This window comes from Sorangium sp. So ce1504, assembly GCF_051521635.1.
Lineage (GTDB): Bacteria > Myxococcota_A > Polyangia > Polyangiales > Polyangiaceae > Sorangium > Sorangium cellulosum_B.
The window spans coordinates 4,115,306-4,140,444 of record NZ_CP150365.1; the positions used below are offsets into that span (position 1 = coordinate 4,115,306).

General features: G+C 73.2%; 17 protein-coding genes. 7 read left to right on the forward strand and 10 right to left on the reverse strand.

The genetic code is table 11. From position 1 onward, the window contains the following. Positions 1-75 precede the first annotated feature (75 nt). From WMF39_RS15610 to WMF39_RS15625, 4 genes are all read left to right on the forward strand, one after another. Positions 76-4,518, forward strand: coding sequence for a DEAD/DEAH box helicase (locus tag WMF39_RS15610; RefSeq protein ID WP_437746299.1), 4,443 nt, complete (start codon positions 76-78; stop codon positions 4,516-4,518). Between the two features lie 331 nt (positions 4,519-4,849). Further along, on the forward strand, positions 4,850-5,731 hold the full coding sequence (locus WMF39_RS15615) for a hypothetical protein (protein ID WP_437746300.1): 882 nt from the start codon (positions 4,850-4,852) through the stop codon (positions 5,729-5,731). 312 nt (positions 5,732-6,043) lie between these two features. Next, positions 6,044-7,312, forward strand: coding sequence for an efflux RND transporter periplasmic adaptor subunit (locus WMF39_RS15620; protein ID WP_437746301.1), 1,269 nt, complete (start codon positions 6,044-6,046; stop codon positions 7,310-7,312). Between the two features lies 1 nt (position 7,313). Next, positions 7,314-10,616 (forward strand): efflux RND transporter permease subunit, encoded by a 3,303-nt coding sequence (locus tag WMF39_RS15625; protein ID WP_437746302.1) that lies wholly within the window; start codon positions 7,314-7,316, stop codon positions 10,614-10,616. A 27-nt stretch (positions 10,617-10,643) separates the two neighbouring features. Here WMF39_RS15625 and WMF39_RS15630 read toward each other — a convergent pair whose 3' ends face one another. The 3 genes from WMF39_RS15630 to epmA form a co-directional block, all read right to left on the reverse strand. Further along, positions 10,644-11,036, reverse strand: coding sequence for a DUF423 domain-containing protein (locus WMF39_RS15630; RefSeq protein WP_437746303.1), 393 nt, complete (start codon positions 11,034-11,036; stop codon positions 10,644-10,646). 65 nt (positions 11,037-11,101) lie between these two features. Continuing rightward, the gene (locus tag WMF39_RS15635) at positions 11,102-11,653 is read right to left on the reverse strand and encodes a hypothetical protein (protein WP_437746304.1); all 552 of its coding nucleotides are present in this window, start codon (positions 11,651-11,653) and stop codon (positions 11,102-11,104) included. Further along, positions 11,650-12,975, reverse strand: a complete 1,326-nt coding sequence (gene epmA / locus WMF39_RS15640) for an EF-P lysine aminoacylase EpmA (RefSeq protein WP_437746305.1) — start codon at positions 12,973-12,975, stop codon at positions 11,650-11,652. Before epmA ends, WMF39_RS15635 begins: the two co-directional genes overlap by 4 nt. 235 nt (positions 12,976-13,210) lie before the next feature. On the opposite strand from epmA, the gene WMF39_RS15645 reads away from it, so the two are divergent. After that, the gene (locus WMF39_RS15645; protein ID WP_437746306.1) at positions 13,211-15,469 is read left to right on the forward strand and encodes an MYXO-CTERM sorting domain-containing protein; all 2,259 of its coding nucleotides are present in this window, start codon (positions 13,211-13,213) and stop codon (positions 15,467-15,469) included. A gap of 238 nt (positions 15,470-15,707) precedes the next feature. Here the strand turns inward: WMF39_RS15645 and WMF39_RS15650 are convergent, their stop codons facing one another. The 7 genes from WMF39_RS15650 to WMF39_RS15680 all read right to left on the reverse strand — a co-directional run bounded on the left by WMF39_RS15650 (position 15,708) and on the right by WMF39_RS15680 (position 23,247). Then, a complete protein-coding gene (locus WMF39_RS15650; RefSeq protein ID WP_437746307.1) occupies positions 15,708-16,196 on the reverse strand; it encodes a hypothetical protein in 489 nt (162 codons plus the stop codon). A gap of 44 nt (positions 16,197-16,240) precedes the next feature. After that, the gene (gene pgsA / locus WMF39_RS15655) at positions 16,241-16,897 is read right to left on the reverse strand and encodes a CDP-diacylglycerol--glycerol-3-phosphate 3-phosphatidyltransferase (protein WP_437746308.1); all 657 of its coding nucleotides are present in this window, start codon (positions 16,895-16,897) and stop codon (positions 16,241-16,243) included. Next, entirely contained in the window at positions 16,887-18,560 is a 1,674-nt protein-coding gene (locus WMF39_RS15660; protein ID WP_437746309.1) for a tetratricopeptide repeat protein, read from the reverse strand. Before WMF39_RS15660 ends, pgsA begins: the two co-directional genes overlap by 11 nt. Before the next feature lie 37 nt (positions 18,561-18,597). Next, positions 18,598-19,323, reverse strand: coding sequence for a 1-(5-phosphoribosyl)-5-[(5-phosphoribosylamino)methylideneamino]imidazole-4-carboxamide isomerase (gene hisA / locus WMF39_RS15665; RefSeq protein ID WP_437746310.1), 726 nt, complete (start codon positions 19,321-19,323; stop codon positions 18,598-18,600). Positions 19,324-19,397: 74 nt separating this feature from the next. Next, positions 19,398-20,369 carry a hypothetical protein gene (locus WMF39_RS15670; protein ID WP_437746311.1) on the reverse strand — a complete coding sequence of 324 codons (972 nt, stop codon included), beginning with the start codon at positions 20,367-20,369 and terminating at the stop codon, positions 19,398-19,400. Between the two features lie 97 nt (positions 20,370-20,466). Next, the gene (locus WMF39_RS15675; RefSeq protein ID WP_437746312.1) at positions 20,467-22,020 is read right to left on the reverse strand and encodes a protein kinase domain-containing protein; all 1,554 of its coding nucleotides are present in this window, start codon (positions 22,018-22,020) and stop codon (positions 20,467-20,469) included. Positions 22,021-22,131: 111 nt separating this feature from the next. Next, positions 22,132-23,247: a formylglycine-generating enzyme family protein gene (locus WMF39_RS15680; RefSeq protein ID WP_437746313.1), complete on the reverse strand. Its 1,116-nt coding sequence runs from the start codon at positions 23,245-23,247 to the stop codon at positions 22,132-22,134. A gap of 335 nt (positions 23,248-23,582) precedes the next feature. Here WMF39_RS15680 and WMF39_RS15685 point away from each other — a divergent pair, with 335 nt between their 5' ends. Next, on the forward strand, positions 23,583-24,425 hold the full coding sequence (locus tag WMF39_RS15685; protein ID WP_044964899.1) for an SIR2 family NAD-dependent protein deacylase: 843 nt from the start codon (positions 23,583-23,585) through the stop codon (positions 24,423-24,425). Between the two features lie 17 nt (positions 24,426-24,442). Then, positions 24,443-24,991 carry a non-canonical purine NTP pyrophosphatase gene (locus tag WMF39_RS15690; protein WP_437747982.1) on the forward strand — a complete coding sequence of 183 codons (549 nt, stop codon included), beginning with the start codon at positions 24,443-24,445 and terminating at the stop codon, positions 24,989-24,991. The last annotated feature ends 148 nt before the right edge of the window (positions 24,992-25,139 follow it).

Below are 25,139 nucleotides of genomic sequence, written 5' to 3' on the forward strand. Positions count from 1 at the left end.
CCAGCGCCGCTCCCCCGCGCCGACCGCCGCCCCTCTCGCTTTCGCCTCTCCCCCCGGCGGGCTACCCTCGATAGGATGTTTCACCCCGTCGTCGACCGGTGGTTTCGTGACCGCTTCGGCGCCCCCGCCCCCGCGCAGGAGCGCGCCTGGCCGGTCATCGCGGCCGGCCGCGACGCGCTGATCAGCGCGCCGACCGGCGCCGGCAAGACGCTCGCGGCCTTCCTCTTCTGCCTCGACCGGCTCGTCCGCGACGCGGCGCGTGGCGTGCTCCAGGACCGCACGGACGTCCTTTACATCTCGCCGCTGAAGGCGCTCTCCCACGACGTCCACCGCAACCTCGAGCAGCCGATCGCCGAGATCTCCGCGGCCATGGAGGCCGCCGGCCTGCCCGCGCCGGGCATCCGGGCCCTCGTGCGGACCGGCGACAGCCCCGCGCAGGAGCGGCGCGCCATGGCGGCCCGGCCGCCGCACGTGCTCGTCACGACGCCGGAGTCCGCGTTCATCCTGCTGACCAGCGCGTCGGGGCGGCGCGCGCTCTCCGGGGTGCGCACCGTGATCCTCGACGAGGTCCACGCGATCGCCGGCGACAAGCGCGGCGCCCACCTCGCGCTCTCGCTCGAGCGGCTCGAGGACCTCGTGGTCGGCCAGGGCGGCGCCCGGCCGCAGCGCGTGGGGCTCAGCGCCACGGTCCGCCCCATCGAGATCGCCGCCCGGCTCGTCGCCGGCGCCCGCGAGCTGCCCCAGATCGTCGACGTCGGGCAGCGGCGGGACCTCGATCTCGCCATCGAGGTGCCCCGCGACGAGCTCGGCGCGGTCTGTACGCACGAGCAGTGGACCGAGATCTACGACCGCATCGCGGCGCTCGCCGAGGGAGCGCGGTCGACGCTGGTGTTCGTCAACACGCGCCGCCTCGTCGAGCGGGTCGCGCACGCGCTCGGCGCGCGGCTCGGCGAGGACGTCGTGGCGGCCCACCACGGGAGCCTCTCCAGGGCCCGGCGCCTCTCGGCGGAGCGGCGCCTCAAGGCCGGGGAGCTCCGGGTCGTCGTCGCGACCGCTTCTCTCGAGCTCGGCATCGACGTCGGCGCGGTCGACCTCGCCTGCCTCGTCGGCTCGCCGCGGTCGATCAACGTCGCCCTCCAGCGCATCGGCCGCTCGGGCCACGCCCTCGCCGCGACGCCGCGCGGGCGGCTCTTCCCGCTGACGCGCGACCAGCTCGTCGAGTGCGCGGCGATCGTGCGCGCGGCGCGCCGCGGCGAGCTCGATCGGATGGCGTCGCGCGAGGGGCCGCTCGACGTGCTCGCGCAGCAGATCATCGCCGCGTGCGCCTGCGAGGAGCGGGACGAGGAGGGGCTCTACGCGCTCGTCCGCCGGGCCGCGCCGTACGAAGGCCTCTCGCGCCGCGACTTCGACGCGGTGGTGGCCATGGTCTCGGGCGGCGCCGCCGCGGCGGACGACGGCGCGTCCGCGGCCCGTGGCGCGCGGCAGCGGGCCGGGTCGCTCGTCTACCGCGACGCGATCGGCGGCCGGCTGCGCGGGCGGCGCGGCGCGCGGCTCGCGGCGCTCACCTCGGGCGGGGCGATCCCCGACATCGCGGCCGTTGACGTGGTGCTCCAGCCCGACGGGACCAAGGTCGGCACGCTCGACGAGGATTTCGCGATCGAGTCGTCCGGGGGCGACGTCTTCCTGCTGGGCAACACCTCCTGGCGGGTGCTCCGGCTGGAGGGCGGCCAGATGTGGGTCGAGGACGCCCACGGCGCCGCGCCGACGGTGCCGTTCTGGCTCGGGGAGGCGCCGGCGCGCACGCCGGAGCTCTCGGCCGAGGTCGCCGCGCTCCGCGCCGAGGTCGCCGCGCGCCTCGACGAGGAGCGGGCCGATGGGCCGCGGCCGGCGGCCGAGCGGGGTCAGGGCGGCGAGGAGGCGCGGGCGGCGTGGTCCCGGGCGGCGCGCTGGCTCATGGAGGCGTGCGCGCTCGACGCGCGCGGGGCGCTGCTCGTGCGCGACTACATCGAGGCGGGGCGCGCGGCGCTCGGCGCGGTCCCGGGCGGCGCGACCGTCGTGGTCGAGCGCTTCTTCGACGAGGCCGGGGGGCAGCAGATCGTCGTGCATACGCCGCTCGGCGGCCGCGTGAACCGCGCGCTCGGGCTCGCGCTGCGCAAGCGCTTCTGCCGCTCGTTCGACTTCGAGCTCCAGGCGGCGGCGACCGACGACGGCGTGCTGCTCTCGCTGTCGGCGGAGCACGGGCTCCCGATCGACGAGGTGCTCGATCTGGTCCGCCCCGAGGGCCTCGAGGAGGTGCTCGTCCAGGCCGCTCTCCAGGGCCCGATGTTCCGCACGCGCTTCCGCTGGGCCGCGTCCCGCGCGCTCGCGCTGCTCCGGTTCCGCGGGGGCCGGCGGGTGCCGCCGGCGCTCCAGCGCATGCGCGCCGACGACCTCCTGCTCTCGATCTTCCCCGAGCAGCAGGGCTGCCAGGACAACCACGGGCTCTTCGCGCACGTCGATCCGCCGGATCACCCGCTCGTTCGCGAGGCGCTGCGCGACTGCCTGACCGAGCTGATGGATGTCGAGGGGCTGCGCGCGCTGCTCGTCGGCCTGCGCAGCGGGGCGATCCGCGTCGTCGCGCTCGACACGCCGGAGCCGAGCGTCTTCTCGCACGAGATCCTGAACGCGAACCCCTACGCGTTCCTCGACGACGCCCCGCTGGAGGAGCGCCGCGCGAGGGCGGTCCGGGTGCGGCGCGGGCTCCCGGCGGAGGTCGCCGAGCGGCTGGGCGGGCTCGATCCGGCGGTCGTCGCCGAGGTGGTCGCCGAGGCGCGGCCGGACGTGCGCGACGCGGACGAGCTGCACGAGCTCCTGCTCGACCGGGTCGCGCTCCCCGCGGAGGAGGGGATCCGGAGCGGCCTCGCGAGGCACTTCGAGGCGCTCTGCGCTGCCGGGCGCGCGGCCGAGGTGGGCGCTGCTCCGGGCGCGGGGGCCGGCGCGCCGCGCGCGCCGCGCTGGGTGGCGACCGAGCGGCGGCCGCTGGTCGAGGTGATCTGGCCGGGGGCGGTGTTTGCGCCCGACGTCGCGGTGCCGCCCGCCGTGCGCGGGGCCGCCGGGGCGGTCGATCGCGGCGCCGCGATCACGGCGCTCGTCCGCGGCTTCCTGAGCGCCGCGGGGCCGATCTCGACCGAGGATCTCGCGTCGCGGCTCGACGTGCCCGCGTACGAGGCGCTGTCCGCGCTCGCGCGGATCGAGCTCGCCGGCGGCGCGCTGCGCGGGCGCTTCCTGCCGAGCGCGCCGTCGCGGCCGGCGCAGCCCGCCGCGGGCGGCGCAGGCGATCTGTCGACGGAGTGGTGCGACCGCCATCTCCTCGCCCGCATCCACCGCCGCACCGTCACCGGCCTGCGCAGGGCGATCGAGCCCGCGACCGCGGCGGAGCTCCTCCGGTTCCTCCTGGCGTGGCAGGGCGTGCGGCCGGGCACGCAGGCGCGCGGGCCGGGGGGCCTCGGGCGGGTGATCGAGCAGCTGCAGGGCTTCGAGCTCGCCGCCGGCGCGTGGGAGCAGGCGGTGCTGCCCGCGCGCGTGGCCGGCTACGACGAGGGGTTGCTCGACGCGCTCTGCCTGTCCGGCGAGGTGGCGTGGGGCCGCGTGGTCCCGCGCGACGCGGCGGCGCCCACGCGCGCTGCGCCGATCACGCTGGCGCTGCGCCGCGATCTCCCGTGGCTCCTCGCGCCGCGGGAGGCCGAGGGTGCGCCGCCGCCGGCGTCGCTCTCCGAGGCGGCGCAGGGCGTGCTGTCGTTCCTGACGCGCGCGGGCGCGTCGTTCTTCGACGACCTCGCCGCCGGCGTGGGCGGCGTGGTCGGCGCGGGCCGCTCCCGGGACGAGGTCGAGGAGGCGCTCTGGGAGCTCGTCGCCGCGGGGCTCGTGACCGGCGACGGCTTCGCGGCGCTGCGCTCGCTGCTCGGCGGCGGCGCGGCCGTCGCGCTGGGCGCGGGCCGCCTGCGCGGCGGGGCGCGCCGGGGTGGCCCCGTCGCGTCGGGCAGGTGGTCGCTCCTGCGAGCGCGCCCGGACGCGTTCGCGCCCGCTGCTGGTGAGGGCGCCGAGGGCCCTGACGCTGTCGAGGCGCTCGCGCACCAGTACCTCCGCCGCTACGGCGTGGTCTGTCGCGAGCTGCTCGCGCGCGAGCCGCGGCCGCCCGCGTGGCGCGACCTCCTCCGGGTCTACCGGCGGCTCGAGATGGCGGGTCAGCTCCGGGGAGGGCACCTCGTCGCCGGCTTCGTGGGCGAGCATTTCGCGCTGCCCGAGGCGCTCGACGCGCTCCGCGCCGTCCGGCGAGAGCCCCTGTCCGGCGAGATCGTGCAGCTCTCGGCGTGCGACCCGCTGAACCTGGTCGGCATCGTCACGCCGGGGCCGCGGGTGCCGGCCGCGCTCGGGAACGTGGTCATCTACCGCGACGGCGTGCCGCTCCTGCCCGTGGCCGCGGCCGCGCCGGGCGGGCCGGGACAGGCGATATCCGCTCCCGCGGGAGCAGCGATGTGAGGGCGACGGCCCCAGCTCTCTCGTCTCGAGCAAGGAAGCCTGGGATGGACTCCGTTCACCTTTCGATCGATGACGCCAGGGATATCCCCTCTATCCGGACCAGCCATCATCGCTGCGGGAAGTCGGGCGACGAAGCGAACCGCCATGACGCCGAGGGCGCCAAGGAACGAGCGGAGTAGGCGCAGAAGACGCCGTGACGGGATCTTCCCCTCTTCTCTTGGCGTCATGGCGGTTTTCTGCTGCACCGGGTGTAGCCGGCGCCCTCGGCAGGCCGGCAGCACGCGCCCTTGACGCTCGACCGCACGGCGCGAGCTGCCGTACGCTCACGCCGATGGCCAGCGAAAAGAAGAAGAAATCACGAACCGAGGCCGCCTCGGACGCGGACACGCAGGGCGAGAAGCCCTCCGCGGAGCCGCAGCGCGGCGGCAAGAAGAAGAAGTCGACGCTCACGGCCGCCCAGCGGCAGGAGCTGCTCGATCTCGATCCTGCCTATGAGGCGCCGATCGACCACCCCGTCTCCGATACGTTGCAGGAGGCGCGGGAGCTCGAGGTCGCCTTGAGCAAGCTCGGCAAGGAGATCTACAAGAAGAGCAGGCTCTCGAAGGAGGTCGGCACCTCGATCTCTGCCCGGCGCGACCAGCTCGCCGCCGCCGAGTCCGCCTGGACCGAGGTCCGCACGCTCCCGCTCTCCTCGGACCTGCGGGCGCAGCGCAAGGACGCGGAAGCCCTCAAGCGCGACGCCATCGCGGCGCTCCGTTACTTCCTCGCGGCGGACGAGGACGTGGAGCGGCGCGTCGACGGGATCGTCCTTGGCGCCGGCGTCGCCGATCTGGTGAGCGATCTGAGCCAGCTCGCCGAGCTCCTCGAGCAGCACCGCGACGCGCTGGCCAGGGCCGATCTTCCGAAGCGCGCCCCGGAGCGCGCCCGTGAGCTCGCCGCGGCGCTCAGCAGCGGCGCGGCGGAGCGCGCCGTCGATCCCCACGGCGACGCCGCGATGGCACTCCGGAATCGCGCCTTCTGGTGGCTGCGCGAGGCCATGGACGAGATCCGCGCCGCAGGCCGCTATGTCTACCGCGACGAGCGCAAGGTGCTCGCGCTCTTCCGCACGTCGAGCGCGCGTGCCCGCGCGCGTCGGCGCGCGGTGAAGCAGGATGAGCCCGAAACGACTGGATCGAGCCCGACACCGGCAGCGCCTGAGCCTGAATCGACCTGACGGCAGCACGATCGGACATGCCGGTAGCCCGATCCGACATGGCAGGAGCGCGATCGGACACGCCGGGAGCGCGATCGGACACGCCGGGAGCGCGATCGGACACGCCGGGAGCGCGATCGGACACGCCGAGAGCCGATCCGATAGGACGGCAGAGCGATCTGACACGTCGAGAGCCCGATCCGAGCCGCTTTCGCGAAGCGGACACCGCTGCGGCGTGCCCGCGCGCACGTTGCGCTCCAACCCTGATACCGTCAATATCCTGCGGCGAACACGCGCTCGGGGGGGCGTTCCTGGTCATCTGAGGCCGCCGCCATGTGGACTGTCCTTCCCGAGCTTCGCCAGCCCGAAAACTCCCGTCACCGCGCCTCCGGCCCGCCAAGGGGGCTCTGGACATCGGCGGTCGCGTTCGCGGCCGCTCTGCAGTGCCTCGCGTGCAATCAGGGAGCGTCCCAGCCCGGCGGCGCGAAGGCGGAGAAGCCTGCGGCCAGCGTCAAGGAGGTGACGCTCGCCCCCGTGACGGAGCTCGTCATGGAGCAGGCCGTCGACATCTCGGGGACCCTCGACGCCGACGAGCAGGTGACGCTCGGGGCCAAGGTGGCCGGGCGCCTCGCCTCGATCTCGGTCGACCTGGCGAGCCCGGTCCAGCGAGATCAGGTCATCGCTCAGCTGGAGGCGCGGGACTACGAGCTGCGCATCGAGCAGGCCACGGCCGCGCTGGCGCAGAGCCGCGCCCAGCTCGGTTTGCCCCCGGACGGGCCTGACAGCGAGCTCGATATCGAGGGCACGGCGGTGGTGAGGCAGGCCCTCGCGACGTTCAAGGAAGCGCAGGCCAACCAGGTCCGGGCGCGGGGGCTCGCCAGGGAAGGGCTGATGTCGGGCATGGACCTCGACGCGGCCGAGGCGGCGGCGGTCCGCGCGGAGACCGCCGTGCAGTCGGCGCGGGAGGAGGTGCGCATCCGCGAGGCCGCCGTCCGCCAGCGGCGCTCCGAGCTGCGCATGGCGCGGCAGCAGCTCGCCGACACCCTGGTGCGGTCGCCGCTCGATGGCGTCGTCCAGGTGCGGAGAGCGAACGTCGGCCAGTACCTCGCCGCGGGGGCGTCGATCGTGGACGTCGTCCGGATCGACCCGCTGCGGCTGCGCGTGGCCATCCCCGAGCTCGAGGCGGCCAGCGTGCGCGCGGGCCAGCCCGTGCGCGTGACCCTCCAGGGCGACAGCGCCACCTATCCGGGGACGGTCGCGCGCCTCGCGCCCGCGATCGACCCGCAGAGCCGCACCCTGCTCGTGGAGAGCGACATCAAGAACCCCGGCCACCTGCGGCCGGGGAGCCTCGTCAGCGCGCAGATCGTCGTGAGCTCGAGGCCGGTGCCGACCGTGCCGGCGACCGCCGTCGTCCGGTTCGCCGGCCTCGCGAAGGTCATCACGGTCGAGGACGGCAAGGCGAAGGAGAAGCTGGTCACCACCGGAAAGACGTCGGGGGATCGGGTCGAGATCGTGTCCGGCGTCGCGGTGGGGGAGTCCGTGGTCTCCCGGCCCGGGTCGCTCCAGCAGGGGCAGCCGGTGCGCGTGGTGGAAGGGGGCTAGGGTGCAAGCGCTCGCCAGGATCTGCATCCAGCGGCCCGTGTTCGGCGCCATGCTGACGCTCGCCCTCGTGGTGGTCGGCGCCGTGGCGTACTTCAAGCTGGGCGTGGATCGCTTCCCCGCCGTGGACCTGCCGACGGTCTCGGTCCGCACCACGCTCCCCGGCGGCGCGCCCGAGGACGTCGAGTCGGAGATCTCCGAGGAGATCGAGGAGGCGGTCAACACCGTCGAGGGGATCACCGAGCTCCGCTCGATCTCGACGAGCGGGACCTCCGTCGTCGTCGCCACCTTCAACCTCGACCGGGACATCGACTCGGCGGCGCAGGACGTCCGCGATCGCGTGCAGGCGGCGCTGCGCCGGCTCCCGGTGGGCACCGAGCCGCCCGTCATCGCGAAGCAGGACAACGACTCGACCCCGGTCATGTCGATCGCCCTCTCGGCCGATCGCTCGATCCGGGAGCTCACCGAGGTGGCCGACAAGCTCGTGCGGGTGCAGCTCGAGCGGTCGTCGGGCGTCGGTGAGGTGCGCGTCGTGGGGGGGCAGGAGCGCGCCATCAAGATCTGGCTGAACGCCGATCGCCTCGCCGCGTATGGCCTGCCGATCACCGCCGTCCGCGACGCGATCGTGCAGCAGAACGCGAACATCCCCGCGGGGAACGTCACGGGGAAGGAGGAGGAGCGGACGCTGCGCACGATGGGCCGCATCGAGGACGCGGGCGCGTTCAACGATCTGGTCGTCGCCACCGTCGACGGGCGGCCCGTCCGGGTGCGCGACATCGGCCGCGCCGAGGACGGCACCTACGAGCAGCGCTCGCTGGCCCGCCTCGACGGCAAGCCCACCGTCGTCCTCGACGTCGTGCGGCAGTCGGGCGCCAACACCGTCGCGGTGATCGAGGCCGTGAAGGCCAACCTGGCGAAGCTCTCCGAGCAGATGCCCGAGGACGTGCGACTAGAGGTGATCCGCGATCAGTCGGGCTACATCTACACGGCGCTGCACGAGATCAACGTGCACCTCGTCCTCGGCAGCATCCTCGCGTGCGCGGTCGTCCTGCTCTTCATGCGGTCGTGGCGGTCCACGATCATCGCGGGCGTCGCCATCCCGACGTCGGTCGTCGCGACGTTCGGCATGATGTGGCTGCTCGACTTCACGCTGAACAGCGTGACGATGCTGGCGCTCGTGCTGATGGTGGGCATCGTCATCGACGACGCCATCGTCGTCCTCGAGAACATCTTCCGCTTCGTCGAGGAGAAGAAGATGGACTCCTTCGAGGCGGCCAGGGCCGCGACGCAGGAGATCGGGCTGGCCGTGCTCGCGACGACGCTGTCGCTCGTCGTCATCTTCGTCCCCGTCTCGTTCATGTCGTCGATCTCGGGGCGGTTCCTGTTCCAGTTCGGGATCACGGCCACGGTCGCGATCCTCGTGAGCCTGCTCGTCAGCTTCACGCTGACCCCGATGATGAGCGCGCGCCTGCTCCGCGAGGAGGGCGCCCGCGCGCACGGGCCGGGCGGCGGGGGCGAGGCGGCGACGCGGGAGGGCTTCTACGGGAGGCTCGAGGCCAGGTACACGCGCGCCCTCGCGTTCGCGATGCGGCACCGGGCGCTCGTCGCCGTCTCGGGCGCGCTGGTGATGGCGTCGGCCGTGCCGCTCTACGGGCTCGTGAAGCAGGAGTACATCCCCTCGGGCGCGGACGACGCGCAGTTCGAGATCCGCGTCACGGCCCCGCTCAGCGCGAGCATCGGCGCGATGGACGACGTGATGCGGCAGATCGGCGACGACGTCCGCGGGGTGCGCGGGGTGCGGAGCGTGCTCGCCACCGCGGGCGGCGGCTTCGTGGGCGGCGTCAGCGCGGGCGAAGCCTTCGTGCGGATCGCCCCGCACGACGAGCGCACGTTCTCCCTGACACGGCTGCTCCGGGAGACGTTCTCCGGCCATCCATGGCGCGCCTTCAAGGACAACTACTCGCAGAAGGACGTGATGCAGGAGGTGCGGCGCAAGCTGCGCAAGTACTCCGATCTCCGGATCTCGGTGCGCAACGTGCCGTCGTTCAACATCGGCGGCGGGAACTTCGAGATCGACTTCGCGATCCAGGGCCCCGACATCGAGCAGCTCGAGCGTTATGCGAACGAGCTCCGCGACCGCTCCGCGCAGCTCGGCGGCATCGTGGACGCCGACGTGACGCTGAAGATCGACCGGCCGGAGCTCCGGGTGCTCATCGAGCGCGATCGCGCGGCGCAGCTCGGGGTCCGGACGCAGGACATCGCGACCGCGCTGCGCCTGATGGTGGGCGGAGATCAGGCGGTCTCGCGCTTCCGGGACGAGGCCGAGAACGAGAACTACGACGTGCAGCTGCGCCTCATCAAGGAGGATCGCGATCGGGTGGCGGCCGTCCGCCGCCTGTACGTGCCCCGGACGGCGCGCTCGCCGGCCGCGCCGTCGCCGGGCGGCGCCGGCGGCGCGACGGCGCCCTCGGCCGGGACGCCGCTGCTCCGGGGCGACCTTGTGCGCCTCGACAACCTGGTGCGCATCGAGGAGGCGAGGAGCCCGTCGCGCATCGACCGGCTCGATCGCCAGCGGGTGTCGAGCCTGCGCGCCGGCGTTGCCCCCGGCTACGCGCTCGCCGACCGGCTGGAGGCGCTGCGCGGCGCCGCCCGGGAGATGGACATGCCCGCGGCGTACACGACCAGCGTGCGCGGCCGCGGCGCGGAGCTCGAGCGCACGTTCGGCGAGTTCATCTGGGCGTTCCTCCTGTCGATCGTGCTCATGTACATGATCCTGGCGTCGCAGTTCGAGAGCCTTGTGCACCCGGTGACGATCCTGCTCTCGCTGCCGCTGTCGGTGCCGTTCGCGCTGCTCAGCCTGTGGGCGACCGGGAACACGCTGAACCTGTACTCTGCGCTCGGCTTCCTCGTGCTGTTCGGCGTGGTGAAGAAGAACTCGATCCTCCAGGTCGATCACATGAACAAGCTCCGGAGCGAGGGCGTGCCGCGCGAGGAGGCGATCCTCCAGGCGAACCGCGATCGGCTGCGGCCCATCCTGATGACCACGCTGGCCCTGGTCGCGGGCATGCTCCCGCTCTGGCTGGGCACGGGGCCCGGGGCCGAGGAGCGCCAGACCATCGCCGTGGTGGTCATCGGTGGCCAGTCCCTGAGCCTGCTGCTCACCCTGATCGTCACGCCGGTCTCGTACTCGCTGCTCGACGATCTCGCGCGCAGCGAGCGCTGGGGGCGGGTGCGGTCCCGCATGGCATCCCTCCGCGAGCGCGCGTCGGCGCGGTTCGGCCGGCTCTTCGCGCGCAGGACGACGTAGGCGCGGCGGCGCCCGCTGCCGGGCGCCTCAGCCCTTCGCCATCCCGAGCGCGGCCACGGCCACCGCGCCCCAGCCCGCGAGCAGGAGCAGCCCGCCGAGCGGCGTGACCATGCCGAGGACGCGGACGCCGGTCACGGTCATCACGTAGAGGCTGCCAGAGAAGAAGAGCACGCCGCCCGCGAAGCAGAGGCCGGCGACCGTCGCCGCGACGCCGCCGGTGCGCGCGGCGAGGTGGGCGGCGAGCGCCAGCGCGAGCGCGTGGGCGAGGTGGTACTGGGCGCCTGTTTGCCACCAGGAGAGGCGCAGCGCGCCGTCCGGCTCCGCGTCGAGCGTCGCCTTGAGCCCGTGGGCGCCGAAGGCGCCGAGCGCCACCGCGAGGAACCCGTAAACGCCCGAGAGCAGGAAGAAGAGACGTTCCATCGGGCGCGGAGCTTAGCCGATGGCCGGAGCGCGTCACGGGGGCGCTCGGCTGGGGGCGCCGCGCTTCAGCCTCCCTCCGCCCGCCGCCGTGGGAAGATCGTCCCCCGGATCTCCGCCGTCGACGCGCCGAACGTTGTCGCGAGCCGGCCGAGGACGAGGCGGTTCAGCCGGCCGTCCGGCGGCGCCTTGACCGCGATCACGAACGCGACGTCGACGGGGGTGCCGGCGTGCCTCGCCGCCCGCTCCGCGAGCGCCGCCGCGGCGACGTCGGACAGCTCCTCACGACGCGCGACGCGGATCTTCACGTAGAGCGCCGCCCGCATCAGCGCGTGATAGCCGTGCATCCAGGCCATCCAGCGCTCCTCCGGGCCCCCGGCGAGGGCCCGTGAGAGCGCGTCGCGGCGCCGCTCGATCTCGTCGAAGGGCAGGTTGTCGAGCTCGTTCAGCGCGCCGGGGAACTCCCCCGCGAGCGCGCGGAACACCTCCTTGCCCGGGATCGGCTCCCCGGCCGCCCGCGCGCGCCGGAGCTCCGCGAGCGTGAGGTACTTGCGGGCAAGCTGCGACAGGACCTCCGGTGAGAGGCGCGTGTCGCCGTCGGGGACCTCCGCGCCGGTCACAGCCAGCCGTGAGGGAACGCGAGGACGTCGCCGATCGACGCGGCGCCGAGGCACAGCGCGACGAGGCGATCGACCCCGAGCGCGTTGCCCGCCGCGGGTGGCATCCCCTCCTCGAGCGCGTCGAGGAAGCGCTCGTCGATCGGATAAACCGGCTTGCCCTGGGCGGCCCGCGCGGCCTGATCGGCGAGGAGCCGCGCGCGCTGCTCGACCGGGTCGGTCAGCTCGCCGAAGCCGTTGCAGAGCTCGACGCCCGCGACATACAGCTCGAACCGCTCGCAGACCCGCGGATCGCTCGGCTTGAGCCGCGCGAGCGACGCGAACGGCGCGGGGAAATCGACCAGGAACACCGGGTGGGGCAGCGCGGCGATCGCCGGCTCCACCGCGTCCACGAGCAGGCGGAAGAACCGCTCCTCGTCGCTCGACGCGAGCGCGATCGCGTCGTCCGCGGGCACGCCCGCCCAGCGCGCGAACGCCTCGCCGATCGAGATCCGCGGGAACGGCCGCTCCAAACGTACCTGCTTGCCGGACGTCGAGATCGTGCCATCCGCGCCGAGCGCGCCCGCGACGCGCTGCACGATCGCCTCGGTGTCGGCCATCACCTCGTCCACGCCGGCGAAGGCGCGGTACCATTCGAGCATCGTGAACTCCGGGTTGTGCCTGTCCCCGAGCTCTCCGCGCCGGAAGCAGCGCGCGAGCTGGAAGCAGCGCGGGACGCCCCCCGAGAGCAGCCGCTTCATCTGGTACTCCGGGCTCGTGATCAGGAACGTCGGGCGCGCCGCCTGCACCGCGAACGCGTCGAGGTGCAGATCGAGCCCGGGGGAGGGGACCATGCTCGGCGTCTCCACCTCGAGGAAGCCGCGCTCGGCGAACAGCGCCCGCACCGCGGCGAGCGCCGCCGCGCGCTGCGCGAGCGCCGCGCCGCGCCCGCGATGGATCGCGCGCTCCGTCTCGCTCGACGGCGGCGCCGCGGCGCCCGCGCGCGCCCGCGGCGGCCTCCGGGGCGTGATCCGCTCGACGAGCCGCGCGGACGCGAGCGCGCAGTCGGTCGGCGCCGGCGCCGGCGCGCCCTCGATGATCGCGAGATCGCCGACCTCGAGCGGCGGCGCGGGCGCGCCCTCGAGCGCGACGCGCAGCGCGCCGAACGCGTCGCCGAGGACGACCGCGCCCTCCGCGACCTCGAGCACGCGGCCGCCGACGCGAACCCTGCTGGGCAGCGGCGCACCGGAGGGACCGGCGGGGCGCGGGGAACAGGCGGAGACGATGTCGCTCGGGGCGAACGTCGCCGGGAATCCAATGGAGGTGTTTGTTTCAGAGAGAGCCACGGCAGCCTGCGTTGAAGGTGCCGGAGACATACCACGCAGGTTGACCAGGGAGGTCACGTAACGAGGCAATCGCGGCCACAACTCCTTGATTTTCCGCGAGGACGCCGCGTCGCTTCTCCTTGATGAGCCAACGCAACTCGTTACGTTGGTCGCGCTCGTCGGTCCGGCCCTGCCGCGCCTCACGCGAGCGCTGCTTGCAGAAAGCCAGCAGAAATCCAGCCGGAGAGATGAACCCATGAGACGATTGCCGCTCTTGCTTCCGTTGACCGCACTCGCCGCCTTGACCGCTGCGGGGCCCGCCGCCGCGTCGGAGTGGCACACGCTACCGAAGGGCTCGCCAGCGACGGCGCTGTCCTTCCGCGGCACGGATGGCGCGCGGGGCGCGGCGGAGGCGGCGCTGAAGCACGCCGCTTCAGACCTCCGCCTCCAGGGCGTCTCGCTGCGTTACCAGAGCGAGCTCGTGGATGGCGATCACCGCACTGTCCGGTTTGCGCAGGTCCACGCCGGACTGCCCGTGCTCGGCGCCGCGGTGGCGATCGATCTCACCCGGGAGAACCGCGCGGAGGTCGTGGTGCTCGACGTGGCGCGGGACCTGTCGGTCGCGACGACGCCGACTCACGGGGAAGAGGCCGCGCGGCGCGCGGTCGAGGCGACCTACGGAATGACGCTCGCGGAGCGGCCGAACGCGGCGCTCGCGGTGTTTCCCGAGGCGGAGACGGGCGGCAAGCTCGTCTGGGTCGTCGATGTCCGGTCGGATCGCGGCGGGGAGCGCTACCTCGTCGACGCGCACACTGGCAAGCTCGTCCACAGGCGCTCGCTGGCCGTGCACGCGCGAGGGCGCGTTTACCCCATCAGCTCGGCGGTCACGCCCGAGGTCCAGGATCTCGAGCTCAGCAGCCTCGACGCGGCGGATCCCCAGACCTTGAGCGGCTGGAACGGCAACTTCAAGGTGGTGAATTACGTGGACGGCGACCTCACCGCCGGCGTCCCGCTCACCCTGGAGCAGAGCGTCGAGCCGAACACAGGGGAGGACTTCCTCTACGATCCGCCCACGAGCGCGGAGGATGCGCACGACCAGTTCGCGCAGGTCGGCATCTATTACCACCTCACCCGGATGCGCGATTACTTCGTGTCGACCCACCAGATCGACATGGGGGCGCCTGGCTGGAAGCTCGTCGCGGTCGCCAACATGCTGGAGGCGGGCCGGCCGATGGACAACGCGTTCTTCTCGGGAGAGGGCGTGGGCGAGCCCTTCCGCGCGCCGAACCTCATCGCCATCGGCCAGGGCTCGTTCTTCGATTTCTCGGACGACTCCGACGTGTTCCTCCACGAGTTCACCCATTACGTCTCCGCCAACGCGGTCGGCTACAATGGAGGCCAGTTCGCGATCAACGAATACGGGCTCTCCCCCTGGGCCGGCAGCATCGATGAGGGCATCGCGGACTATTTCGCCTGCACCGTGAACGGCGACTCCACGCTCGGCGAGGCGACGCTGGCGCCCTTCGGCATGGCGCGCGACCTCGCGAAGGACACCAAGACGTGCCCCGGCGATCTGGTGGGCGAGGTGCACGAGGACGGCGAGCTGATCGGCAGCCTCGCGTGGTCCTTGCGCGAGAAATTCGGGGCCAAGGTGGGCGACAAGCTCGTCTGGGGCACGGTGACGCTGCTGACCCCCAACGCCTCGTTCGGCGATTTCGCCAAGGCGCTGAAGCGGGCGACCGGCAAGCTGGTGACCGCCGGCGAGCTCACGGAGGCGGACGCCGGCGCCGTCGACGCGCTGATCGAGAGCCGGGGCCTCGACGACTGCGAGGAGGTGCTCGATCTGAGCGGGGGCAAGTCGCAGACGACGAACATGTTCGGGATCGACTCGCTGGTCTTCGGCTCGGGGGCGTCGTGCGCGGATTACCGCTCGCAGCTCAGCCTGCAGAGCCTCTTTCACTTCAAGAGCAAGCCGGATCGGGCCGCGAAGGGCGTCCGCTTCACCGTGGAGCTCGATCCCGACCGCGGCAACGACGTCGAGTGGAGCATCTACGTGAGGACCGGCCGGCACGTCGGCTTCACGCTGGGCGAGCTCCTGCCGGAGGCCACGAATTACGATTACAGCGTCGAGGGGATCACGGAGACGGACGGCGAGATCGTCATCGACGAGACCTCCGATCCGCCGTTCGATCCCACGCAGACGTACTACCTGGTGATCGGCCATAAGAACTGCCCGTCCTCGTCCGTGACGGTGGAGAGCGAAGATCTCGGGCTGGAGCCGCCGGTCGATCCGACGGAGCCCGTCGAGCCGGAGCCCGCCGGCTCCACGGGTGGAGCGACGCCGGATCCGACCGATCCGATCGAGGATCCCGAACCGGAGACGGTCGTGGGGTGCGCTTGCCGCGCCGCCGAGCCGAGCGCGCCCGTCGCGCCGTGGACGGCGCTCGCCGGGGTCGCGCTCGCCGGGACTGCCGTGCTGAGGCGGCGTGCGCGGGCGCGTCGCGCGCTGGGCTGAAGTGAGGGCCTGACGGCCTGAGGCCGCCGGCGTCACGCGGCGGGCGGCGCATCGACGCGCGCCGCCGTGGCGCCTGGTAGTGGTCAAATTTGAACATGAAGGCGGGAAGGCGGGAAGAAAACCTTAATGATCTTCCCGCCTTCCCGCCTTCATGTGGACTCTCTCTGGGCAAAGTCGACCCCTACCCGGCGCCTGCCCTCCCTTGCGGCCGTGTGAGGCGGGGGCCGCCTTCGCTGCGCTAGCGTCCGCCCGCGCCGCCGGTGCCACCCGCGCCGCCGGCACCACCCGCGCCGCCGGTACCACCCGCGCCGCCGGTACCATCCGCGCCGCCGGTACCACCCGCGCCGCCCGTACCACCGGCGCCGCCCGTACCGCCCCCGCTTCCGCCCTCGCCAGTACCGCCGCCCCCGGCTGTCCCGTTGCCACCGTCGCCACCGCCGCCGCCCGTGCCGCTCGCGCTGGTCGTGCCGCTCGTCGTCGGATCCTGGTTGGGATCGCAGACCTGCGTGATCGCATTCGGCCTGCAGCAACGGTGTTGTTGCTGCTGCTGACCGATGCCCATGCACTCGAGGCCATCGGCGCAGTCATCGTTGCCGTTCGCGATCTCGCAGGGCTCGCCCTCTTGCTGCCGGCTGCAGCTCGCGGCTGAGGCGACGATCGCCGCGGCGAGCGCGGCCAGGAGGAGCGCGGGGCGCAAGGCGTTGCGCGATGTCTTCGGGGCTTTCACGCGCGCTGGTCTAGCAGAACCAGGCGGGCTTGCCTATTGCCCATCTACTGCGGAGGGGCCGGCCGGTTCTTGGCGTCGATGGCGTCGATGAACAGGCCCATGTACTGCGCGGCGCTCGTGATCGAGAAGACGAGCGATAGATAGATGAGCAGCCGTCCGACGTGCACCACGTCGACCTCTCCGAAGTCGACGCCGAGGTGGATGTGGTACGGGTAGCCGAGGATCAAGCAGACGATCCCGATCATCTGCAGCGCTGTCTTGATCTTCCCGCCGTCGCCCGCCGCGATGACGAGCCCCTCGGTCGAGGCGATGGATCGGAGCGCCGTGATCGTGATCTCGCGCGAGATGAGCAGCACCACCGCCCACGCCGGGATCCGGCCCATCGGCACGAGCCACACGAGCGTGGCGGCGACGATGAGCTTGTCGGCGAGCGGATCGAGGAACTTGCCGAGCACGCTCACGAGGCCCTGCCGCCGCGCCAGGTAGCCGTCGAGCATGTCGGTGATCGCCGCGAGCGAGTAGACGCCCGCGGCCCAGAAGCAGTCCCGCGGCGCGCCCCTCGACAGGAGCACGAGGACGGCCGGGATCATGAGGACCCGGGCGAACGTGAGCAGGTTCGGGAGGTTCCGCGCGTCTTCCCAGAGCGTGCGCCGCCGCTGCGCCTTGGTGCCCCGCAAGGACGTGCCAGCGCTAGCGACCATCGACGAGGACCATCCCCTCTCCGCCGAACGTCACGAAGCCCTGCATCCCTCCAGGCGCCTCGGAGGCGGGCAGCGTGCGCGGCAGGAGCCGGCCCATCCACCCGAGCACCGCGGTCGCGCGCGTCGACGTCGGCCGCGACGGGGTGATCTCCAGCGCGGCGGCGCGCTCGGGCACCGACAGGACCATGTGGCCGCGGCCGCGGAGCTGCACCATCGCGACCGCCTCGCCCTCGCCGGCCGGCAGGCGGCCGTTCTCGTAGCCGATCGGCAGATCGAAGCCGACGAGGACGTCCTCGCGCAGGTAGATGGACTCTTCCCCGAGCGTCACCGGATGGAGCCGCCGCCCCTCCGGCGCGCCGAGCACGAGCTCGCAGCGCCCGCCGATCTCGATGAAGGGCGTGCTCGGCCCGCCGAGCGGCTCGTCGAAGATGCGCCCGCGCGCCTGCCGCTTCAGCACGTGCGTGGCGGTCCCGGAGTGCACGCTCATGGTGCGCAGCGCGTCGAGCCGGGCGACGAAGCCCTTCGTCGACTGCACGAGCACGACGCCGGTCGGGTGCCGCGTGACAGCGGCCTCGCGCGGGAAGACGAGCAGCCGCTCGCGCGCGAGCGCCGAGAGCGTCTCCAGCGGCGGCGTCGCGGCCGGCGGCGGCGCGGCGGGCGCCGCCGTGGGAGGCGGCAGCGAGGACGACGACGGCCGCCCCGCCGCCTTCTTGCTCGCCGCCGCCGCGTCCGCCGCCGCGGGGACGGCGATCGCGAAGCGGCCCGTCGCGGAGGGCTCCTCGGGCGCCACCGTGCTGCGGCGCACGGTCGGGGCCACGCTCCCTCCCGGCGGCGCCTGCACCGCCGGCATCGACGGGACCGTCGGCGCCGCGCCGACCCTCGGGCCGGGAGCCTTGCCCGCGCCGAGCGGGTTCGTCGGGCCTCCCGCGCGGCCGTCCGCCCCGAGGCTCTTGAACGACGGCGGCGCCGGGATGGTCGGCATCATCTCGCGGCCAGGCTCGATGGCCGACCATGTCCCTGACGGGATGCGCGGCAGATCCGAGTCGTGCCGGAAGCCCGCGCCGGCGCGATCGAGCGCCTGCACCGCCTCGCCTGCGGCGCGCTGCACCTCGGCCTTGGCCTCGACCGGCGGCTGATCCTCGGTGTCGGGCGGATCCATCGAGTAGCGGCCCGTGGTGCTGCCCGTCATGTCGAGAAGGCGGCGCGCCATCGCGTCGTGGCCGCCCGCCGCGAACGCGTGGCTCGCGCGCTCGTAGTCGCCCATGCGCTGGAACGCGAGCCCCAGGTAGCCCCACGCGCGCTGGTGCTTCGGGTTCTGCTCGAGCGCCTTCTCGAGCTCGGACCGCGCCTGCGCCGGCTGCCCGGTCTTGAGGTACGAGAGCGCGAGGTTGATGCGCGGCTCGACCGCCTCCGGGTGGGCCTGGATCAGCCGCTCATAGATCGCGATCGCCCGCGGGTAGAGCCCCAGCCGGAAGTAGACGATCCCGAGCAGGTCCTGCCCCTTGGGATCGCTCGGCTGGAGCGACAGCGCGCGCTCGAGCTCCGCCTTCGCGGCGTGGACCCGGTTGTCCTGCAGGAGCTCGCTGCCCCGGTGCAGGTGGAACAGGAACTCCTCCGCCGCGACTTCGCGTGTGGAGGGCCGTGGGTCGTCGCGCTCGTGCATTGTCGGGGGGATCGTACACGAAAACGCACACACGCCGTCAGGCGCTCGCCGCCTCGATCGCCTCGGCGAGCGTGAAGGCCCCCTCGTAGAGCGCGCGGCCCACGATGACGCCGCTGACGCCGGGGATCTGCGCGAGCGCGCGCAGGTGAGCGAGCGATCCGACTCCGCCGGAGGCCAGGACGGGGAAGCCGCACGAGGCGGCGAGCTCGCGGGTGGCTTCCAGGTTGGGGCCGACCTGCGTGCCGTCGCGGGAGACGTCGGTGTAGAGGAGCGCCGCGACGGGGGCGCCGGCGAGCGCGCGGGCGACGTCGAGGGCGGTGACGGAGGAGACCTGCTCCCAGCCCTGCACGGCCACGCGCCCGTCCTTGGCGTCCACGGCGACCACGACGCGCCCCGGGAAGCGGCCGGCGAGGTCGCGTACGAGCGCGGGATCGTTCACCGCGGCGGTCCCGAGCACGATGCGATCGGCGCCCAGCGCGAGGTAACTCTCGGCCGCGGCGGCGGAGCGGATGCCGCCCCCCACCTGCACGCTGCCGCCCTCCGCGCCGAAGGCCGCGATGACGGCGCGGACGGCGTCGGCCTGGACGGGCAGGCCGGCGCGGGCCCCTTCCAGGTCGACCACGTGCAGCCGATCGCAGGCACGGCGGAGGCGAGCGGCGAGCGCCGCCGGGTCCTGGTCGTAGACGGTGACCTGATCGTAGCGCCCTTGATGGAGGCGCACGGCCTGGCCTCCGAGGAGATCGATGGCGGGGATGAGCTGCACGCGGCGGGTCTAGCGCGCCTCTGCGCCGGTGGGTAGAGGCGGCGAAGGCGGCGAAGGTCCGTTGCCCCGCCGCGTCACCACGACCCGCTCGCCCCGAGCACGACCCCTTCCGGGCCTGCCGCGAGCACCCCTGCGCGGATCCGCCTTGACGTCGCGCCGGCGGTCATGTCGCTCTGCTTCGGCTCGGTCAGGTAGAGGACCGCCGCCGCCCCGAGCCCGGCCAGCCCCACGCCGAAGCCGATCGTGCTCACGAGCCCGGTGGTGCTCGCGCTCTCCGCCGCGTCCAGGCCCGTCTGGTCGCAGGCCGTCGGGTCGCTCAGGCCGATCCCGCTGCCGCAGTGCTCGCGGACGACGCTCTTCTTGCCGAGCGTGAGCGCGCCCGTCACCCCGCCGAGCACGAGCCCCGCGACGCCGACGCCGCCGGCCGCGTACACGGCCGCCCGCCGGCCTGAAAGGCTCTCGGCGGACGGCGCCGGGGCGCCGCTCACCTGCAGATCGACGCGCTTCTTCTCGCCGTGAGCGAGGTGGATCCGCGTCTCCTGGACAGGCCCTCCCGGCGCCTGCGTCGACACGACGTGCTCTCCCGGATCCACCGGCACGCTCGCGCCCAGCGCGGCGCTGTCCACCGCGCGACCGTCGCGCTTTACCACCGTCCCTGCGGGGGCTCCGGGCGGGAGGGAGAGCGCGAGCTCCGGCACGAGCGGGGCCAGCTTCTCGCGCTCCTCCCGGGCGACCTTGGGCCGCTCTCCTTGCCGGCGCTTCTGCTCCGGCGTCAGCTGCTCGTGGAGCGCAAGGTACTCCCCGAAGTGGGCGAACGCGCTCGCGACGCGGCCCCACCTCGACTCGCAGACGGCCAGCGTGAAGAGCGCCCCCGGCTTGGGCTCGAGCCGATGGCTCTCGGCGATGGCGTTGCAGCCGGTCTCGTACTGGCCCGCCTCCATCTCGGCGAGGCCCCGGTTGAAGAGGGCTTCCGCGGCCGCGCTGTCCTGCGCCGCGGCGGGCGTCGCGGCGGCGAGCGGCCAGAGGACGAGAGCGAGAGGAGCCATCCGGCGCAGGCGACGTGTCATGTTCTGGGGTATCCACAGGCGAAGGTGTCGACCGGTGTCGGCGAGGGGCGGACCGGCAGCGCGGCGGACATCGGTCTCAATCTCGTCCGAGCAAAGGGACTTTGGGGCGAGCGGCGGCGCCTGTTCGCCCGGTCGGAGCGGGCCTCGGCGTCGCCTTCGGGGGAGCGCCCGCGGCCCCGCGCGCGGCCGGCCTCGCGCTGGCGCTCGCGCTGGTCGCGGGCTGGGTGGGCTCCGCGGCGAGCGCTGGCGCGGAGGCGCTGGGCGTCGGCGCCGACGGCTCTGCCGACAGCGTCGCGCTCGGCGCAGCGGTCGCGGCGGCGCTCGCCGATCCGGCGTCCGGCGCAGCGGCCGAAGGCGGCGCGGCCACCGCCGGATCGGCCTGGGCCCCGGCGCGCATCAGGAGCCAGGTCCCTGCGCCGAGCACCCCGAGCCCGAGGACGACCGCGGCGGCGACGAGCGGGGCTCGGCTTGGCGCGATCGGTGTGATGTTCCCTGAAGGGACGGACGTCACCGACGTCTCCATGGTCGCCGCGAGGGGCGCGACCGGGGAGCGAGACGGGTGCTCCGGCCCCATCGGGCCGACGCTCGTCGCCACCGGCGGCATCATCGAGGGCGCGGTGATCGCCGGCACGGTGAGCGCTGGCGCGGTGAGCGCGGGCGCTGGCGTGGCGAGCGCGTGCGCCGAGGGGCTCGCCAGGGCCCAGGGCGGCGTGGTCGGGCGGGGCGAACGCCCGCTGCTGGCCGGGGCGAGGACGAGCAGCTCGGAGAGCGCCTGCGCCGCCTCGCTCGCGAGGCGGAACCGCGCCGCTGGATCGACGGCCGTGGCCCGAGCGAACCAGCCATCGAAGCTCGGCGGCAGCACCACCCGCTGCGACATCGCCCGGTGGACCGGCGGCTCCTGCGGCCCGTGGACGACCACGAGCGCGAACGCGATCACGTCGTTCGCGCTGAGCGCCTCCGGGCTCCAGTACGGCGTCCCCACGAGCAGCGTGTACGCGATCATCCCGAGCGCGTAGATGTCCACGGCGCTGGTGAGCTTCGTGTCGGTGCGGAACTGCTCGGGCGCCATGTAGATGGGCGTCCCGAGGCTCCGCGTGATGCCGGCCGCCGTCCCGCCCTCGGCGAGCAGCTTCGCCACGCCGAAATCGAGGATCTTCATGCGGGGCGTCCCGTCGTCCCGCTGGGTGACGAACAGGTTCTCCGGCTTGAGATCCCGGTGGATGATGGACGCCGCGTGGGTCCGGTCGAGGGCCGACGCGGTCTGCTGGAGGTACGTCGCGACCTCGCCGGGAGGCAGCCTGCCGAGGCGCTTGAGGCGCTGGCCGAGCTCCTCGCCGCGGAGCAGCTCCATCACGAGGAACGGCATGCCCGTCGCCTCGTCGATGCCCGCGTCGAAGACGTCGACGATGTACTCGCTCTCGATGTCCGCCGTGATCTGCGCTTCGCGCTTGAAGCGGCTGCGCATCTCCTCGCTCTGGAAGAGGTACGCGTGCATCACCTTCAGCGCCCGGCGGCGGTTCGTCTCGATGTGCACCACCTCGTAGACGGACCCCATCGCGCCCACGGCGAGGAGGCGCGCCACGCGATAGCGGTGCGCGAAGACCGTTCCGTCCGCGAGCGTGCCCGACACGGCGGGAGGGTCGCGCGCGGCGGCTGTCGCGTCAAGGTTCCAGGGACCCCGAAGGGCGGCGCGCGCTGCGCGGAGCGGCGGCCGCGACGCCGCGACGCCCAGCTGCGCGCATCACCGCGCCCGTGCGCATCGCAGCCCCGCGCCGGCGAAGTGGCCGTTCGGCGAGCGCTCCTGGAAGGCGGAGGTGAGCAATGTCTCCTTCCCGCTGCGCCAGCCCCCGCCCCAGATCATGTGGTTCGTGTCGGGGGTGAGGACGGCGCAGTCAGCGCACGCGATCGGGTCGTCCGCCGCGAACGAATCCAGCACCCACTCCCACACGTTTCCCCCCAGATCCGCGTGTCCCCACCGCCCGTCTCCCCGCGGCGACCTCGACCCGCCCGGCTGGAGGTCCGCGATCTCGCACGATCCATCGAGGCCGCAACCGTACACCGCGTAGCTCTCGTCGGGCTCCGGGGCGCTCTCCGGGCTCGACCATGGATACGTGCGCTGCTCGTCCCCGCCGGCGGCCGCGTAGCGCCGCTCTGCTACCGTGGGCAGCCGACCGCCGTCCCACGCGCAGAACGCGAACGCCACGTACCAGCTCACGCAGGCCGCGGGCAGGAGCTCGTGCTCGCCCACCTCGTCGGTCCACGAAAAATAGGGATCTTCGCAGTGAAGCGACGCCGACAGCGCCGCCCGGTCCACGGGCAAGTTGGCGTCCCACGCGGCGCGCCACCCGCTGTCCGGAATCTTCGGGTGTGCTCCTGCCCCCACCGCTGGCCAGCTCGCCGGGTACTCCGACAGGAACGCCCGGAACCGCCCCACCGTCACCTCGAATCGATCCAGCCGGAGGTCGCTCACCGTCGCCAGCCGCGGCTCGGCGTCGCCCCGATCGAACGTGCCTCCGGGCACCACCAGGCTCCCGCAGCAGCCCTCGTCTCCGCGCGGCCCGCAGATCGCGTCCATCTTGGCGCAGCTCCGAGGGACGATGCAGCGCCCGTCGTCACACAGGGGCGCCTCCGCCGGGCACTCGGGTTCGTCCTGCCACGCTCCGCCTTCGTCGCACGTCTGCGGCCTGTTCTGCGCGCACCGCACCTCCTCTGGCGTGCACGTCTCGGCTCCACCTCCACCTCCGCTTCCGCCGCCCGCCAGGTGGTACGACTTGTCCACGCCCACGATCGCCGTGCAGCCCCCGATCACGAGGCATGCCCCCGTCCACATCGTCACGGCAGACGCTGCGATCTGCATCAGCGCCACGCTCCGAGGCGCTCGACCAGCGCGGACCGGACCGCGCGCAGCGGACGCCGAGCCTCCATCCCAAGAATCTCCATGCGCGGGATTCTACTGACATTTCGCCTCGCGAGAGGGCCCGCTCGACGCCGCTCTGCCGCCATGGGGAGGGAGGTGCGACCGGCGCCCTCCTCCGCAGCGCCGGGCTCTGCCGCGCGTGTCCTGATGCATCGCGGCTTCTGTCCTTGCGCGCCGGCCGACATCCGCGCCGACATCCGCTCGGGGCGAGGCGTTCCGGCCCGGCGGGCGCTGGTTGCGCGAGGTCGTCGGGCAGATACCATCGCTCGCTGAAGATGGCTGTACTCACGCTCGAGCAAGCGGCGATCCCGCTCCGGCAGGCGTACCGGGAAGGTCGCCTCATTCCCTTTCTGGGCGCGGGCTTCTCTGCCCCGCTCCGGCTGCCGATGTGGAAGGAGCTGATGGGGTGGATGGGCGCCGCGCTCGGGTTCGAGCCAGCGCTCTTCGAGCTGCACGGCCTGCCCCCGCAGCTCGCCGGCTTCTTCGCCCGCGAGTGCGCGGGCGGCCTCGACAGCTTCATCGCCGAGATGCGCGCGCGCTTCCACGCGCGCGAGGTCGACGAGCGGCGCAGGAGCTCGTGCCAGCACAAGGCCCTGGCGCGCCGCGACTTCTCGACCATCTACACGACCAACTTCGAGCACCACATCGAGGAGGCGCTGCGGGACGCAGGAAAAGAGGCCGTGGCGCTCGCCAGGTTCGACGACTTCGCGCGGTGCCCGGCGCAGGGGGCGTGCCACGTCATCAAGTTTCATGGAGATCTCGACTGGCCCGAGACGGTGGTGCTCACCGAATCGCAGTACTTCGGCCGCCTCCGGCTCGAGGCGGCCCCCGATCAGCGCCTGCGGGCCGATCTGCTCAGCAACAGCTTCCTCTTCCTCGGCTACAGCTTCGGCGACGTCGACATCCGGTACATCTGGTACCGCATGGAGCAGATGCGCATCGAGGGCAGCCCGCAGCTCGCGAGGCGCGCGTCGAACCGCCGCGGTTACTGGGCGACCTTCGGCGCCGGGCTCGTCCAGCCGGCGCTGCTCGAGGACTGGCACATCGACGTGATCGAGCTCGACCCGAACGACAAGACGAAGAGCGTCGTCGACCTGCTCGACGCTCTGGACGCGTGAGGGGACGGGTGAGGGCGATGGTCATGGTCTATTTCGTCTCCTCGAACCACCGCAAGCTCGCGGACATGACCTATGTGTGGAAGGACGCCCCGACGCCGCTCCGCGTCCTCCGGCTCGACGTGCCCCAGATCCTCTCCTCGGATCTCGACACCGTCGTACGCGAGGAGGCCCTCGCCGCCTACCGGCTCTCCCTCGTGCCGCTCTTCGTCGAGCACGGCGGCCTCTTCATCGAGCACCTGAACGGCTTCCCGGGCCCGCTCGTGATGCCGTTCTGGGAGCGGCTGCAGGACCGGATTTGCTCCCTCATCCCTCCGGGGCAGTCGCGCGCGGCGCACGTGGTCCAGAAGGTGTGTTATTGCGACGGCCGGACGCTTCGTGTCTACACGGGCAGCGTCCCCGGCGAGATCGCCGTCGAGCGGCGGGGAGACGAGGGCATCCACTGGGAGCCGATGTTCATCCCGGCCGGGCACACGCGCACGCTCGGGCAGATGCCGCGTGACGAGCGCCTCCGGTGCTCTGCGAGCGCGGAGGCGCTGCGGGCGTTCCGGTTCGATCTCGGGCTGTGATCGCGGAGCGCGGCGCTCGCGCTCGTCGACGCTCGTCGACGCGACGCGCGGCCGCGACGCCCCTCCGGCGGCGCCGGCTCCTCCTCCACGTCGCCGGGACCTCGCGCCAGACGGGCCGTGCTGGCGGGCCGCTGCGACGCTCCCCGCA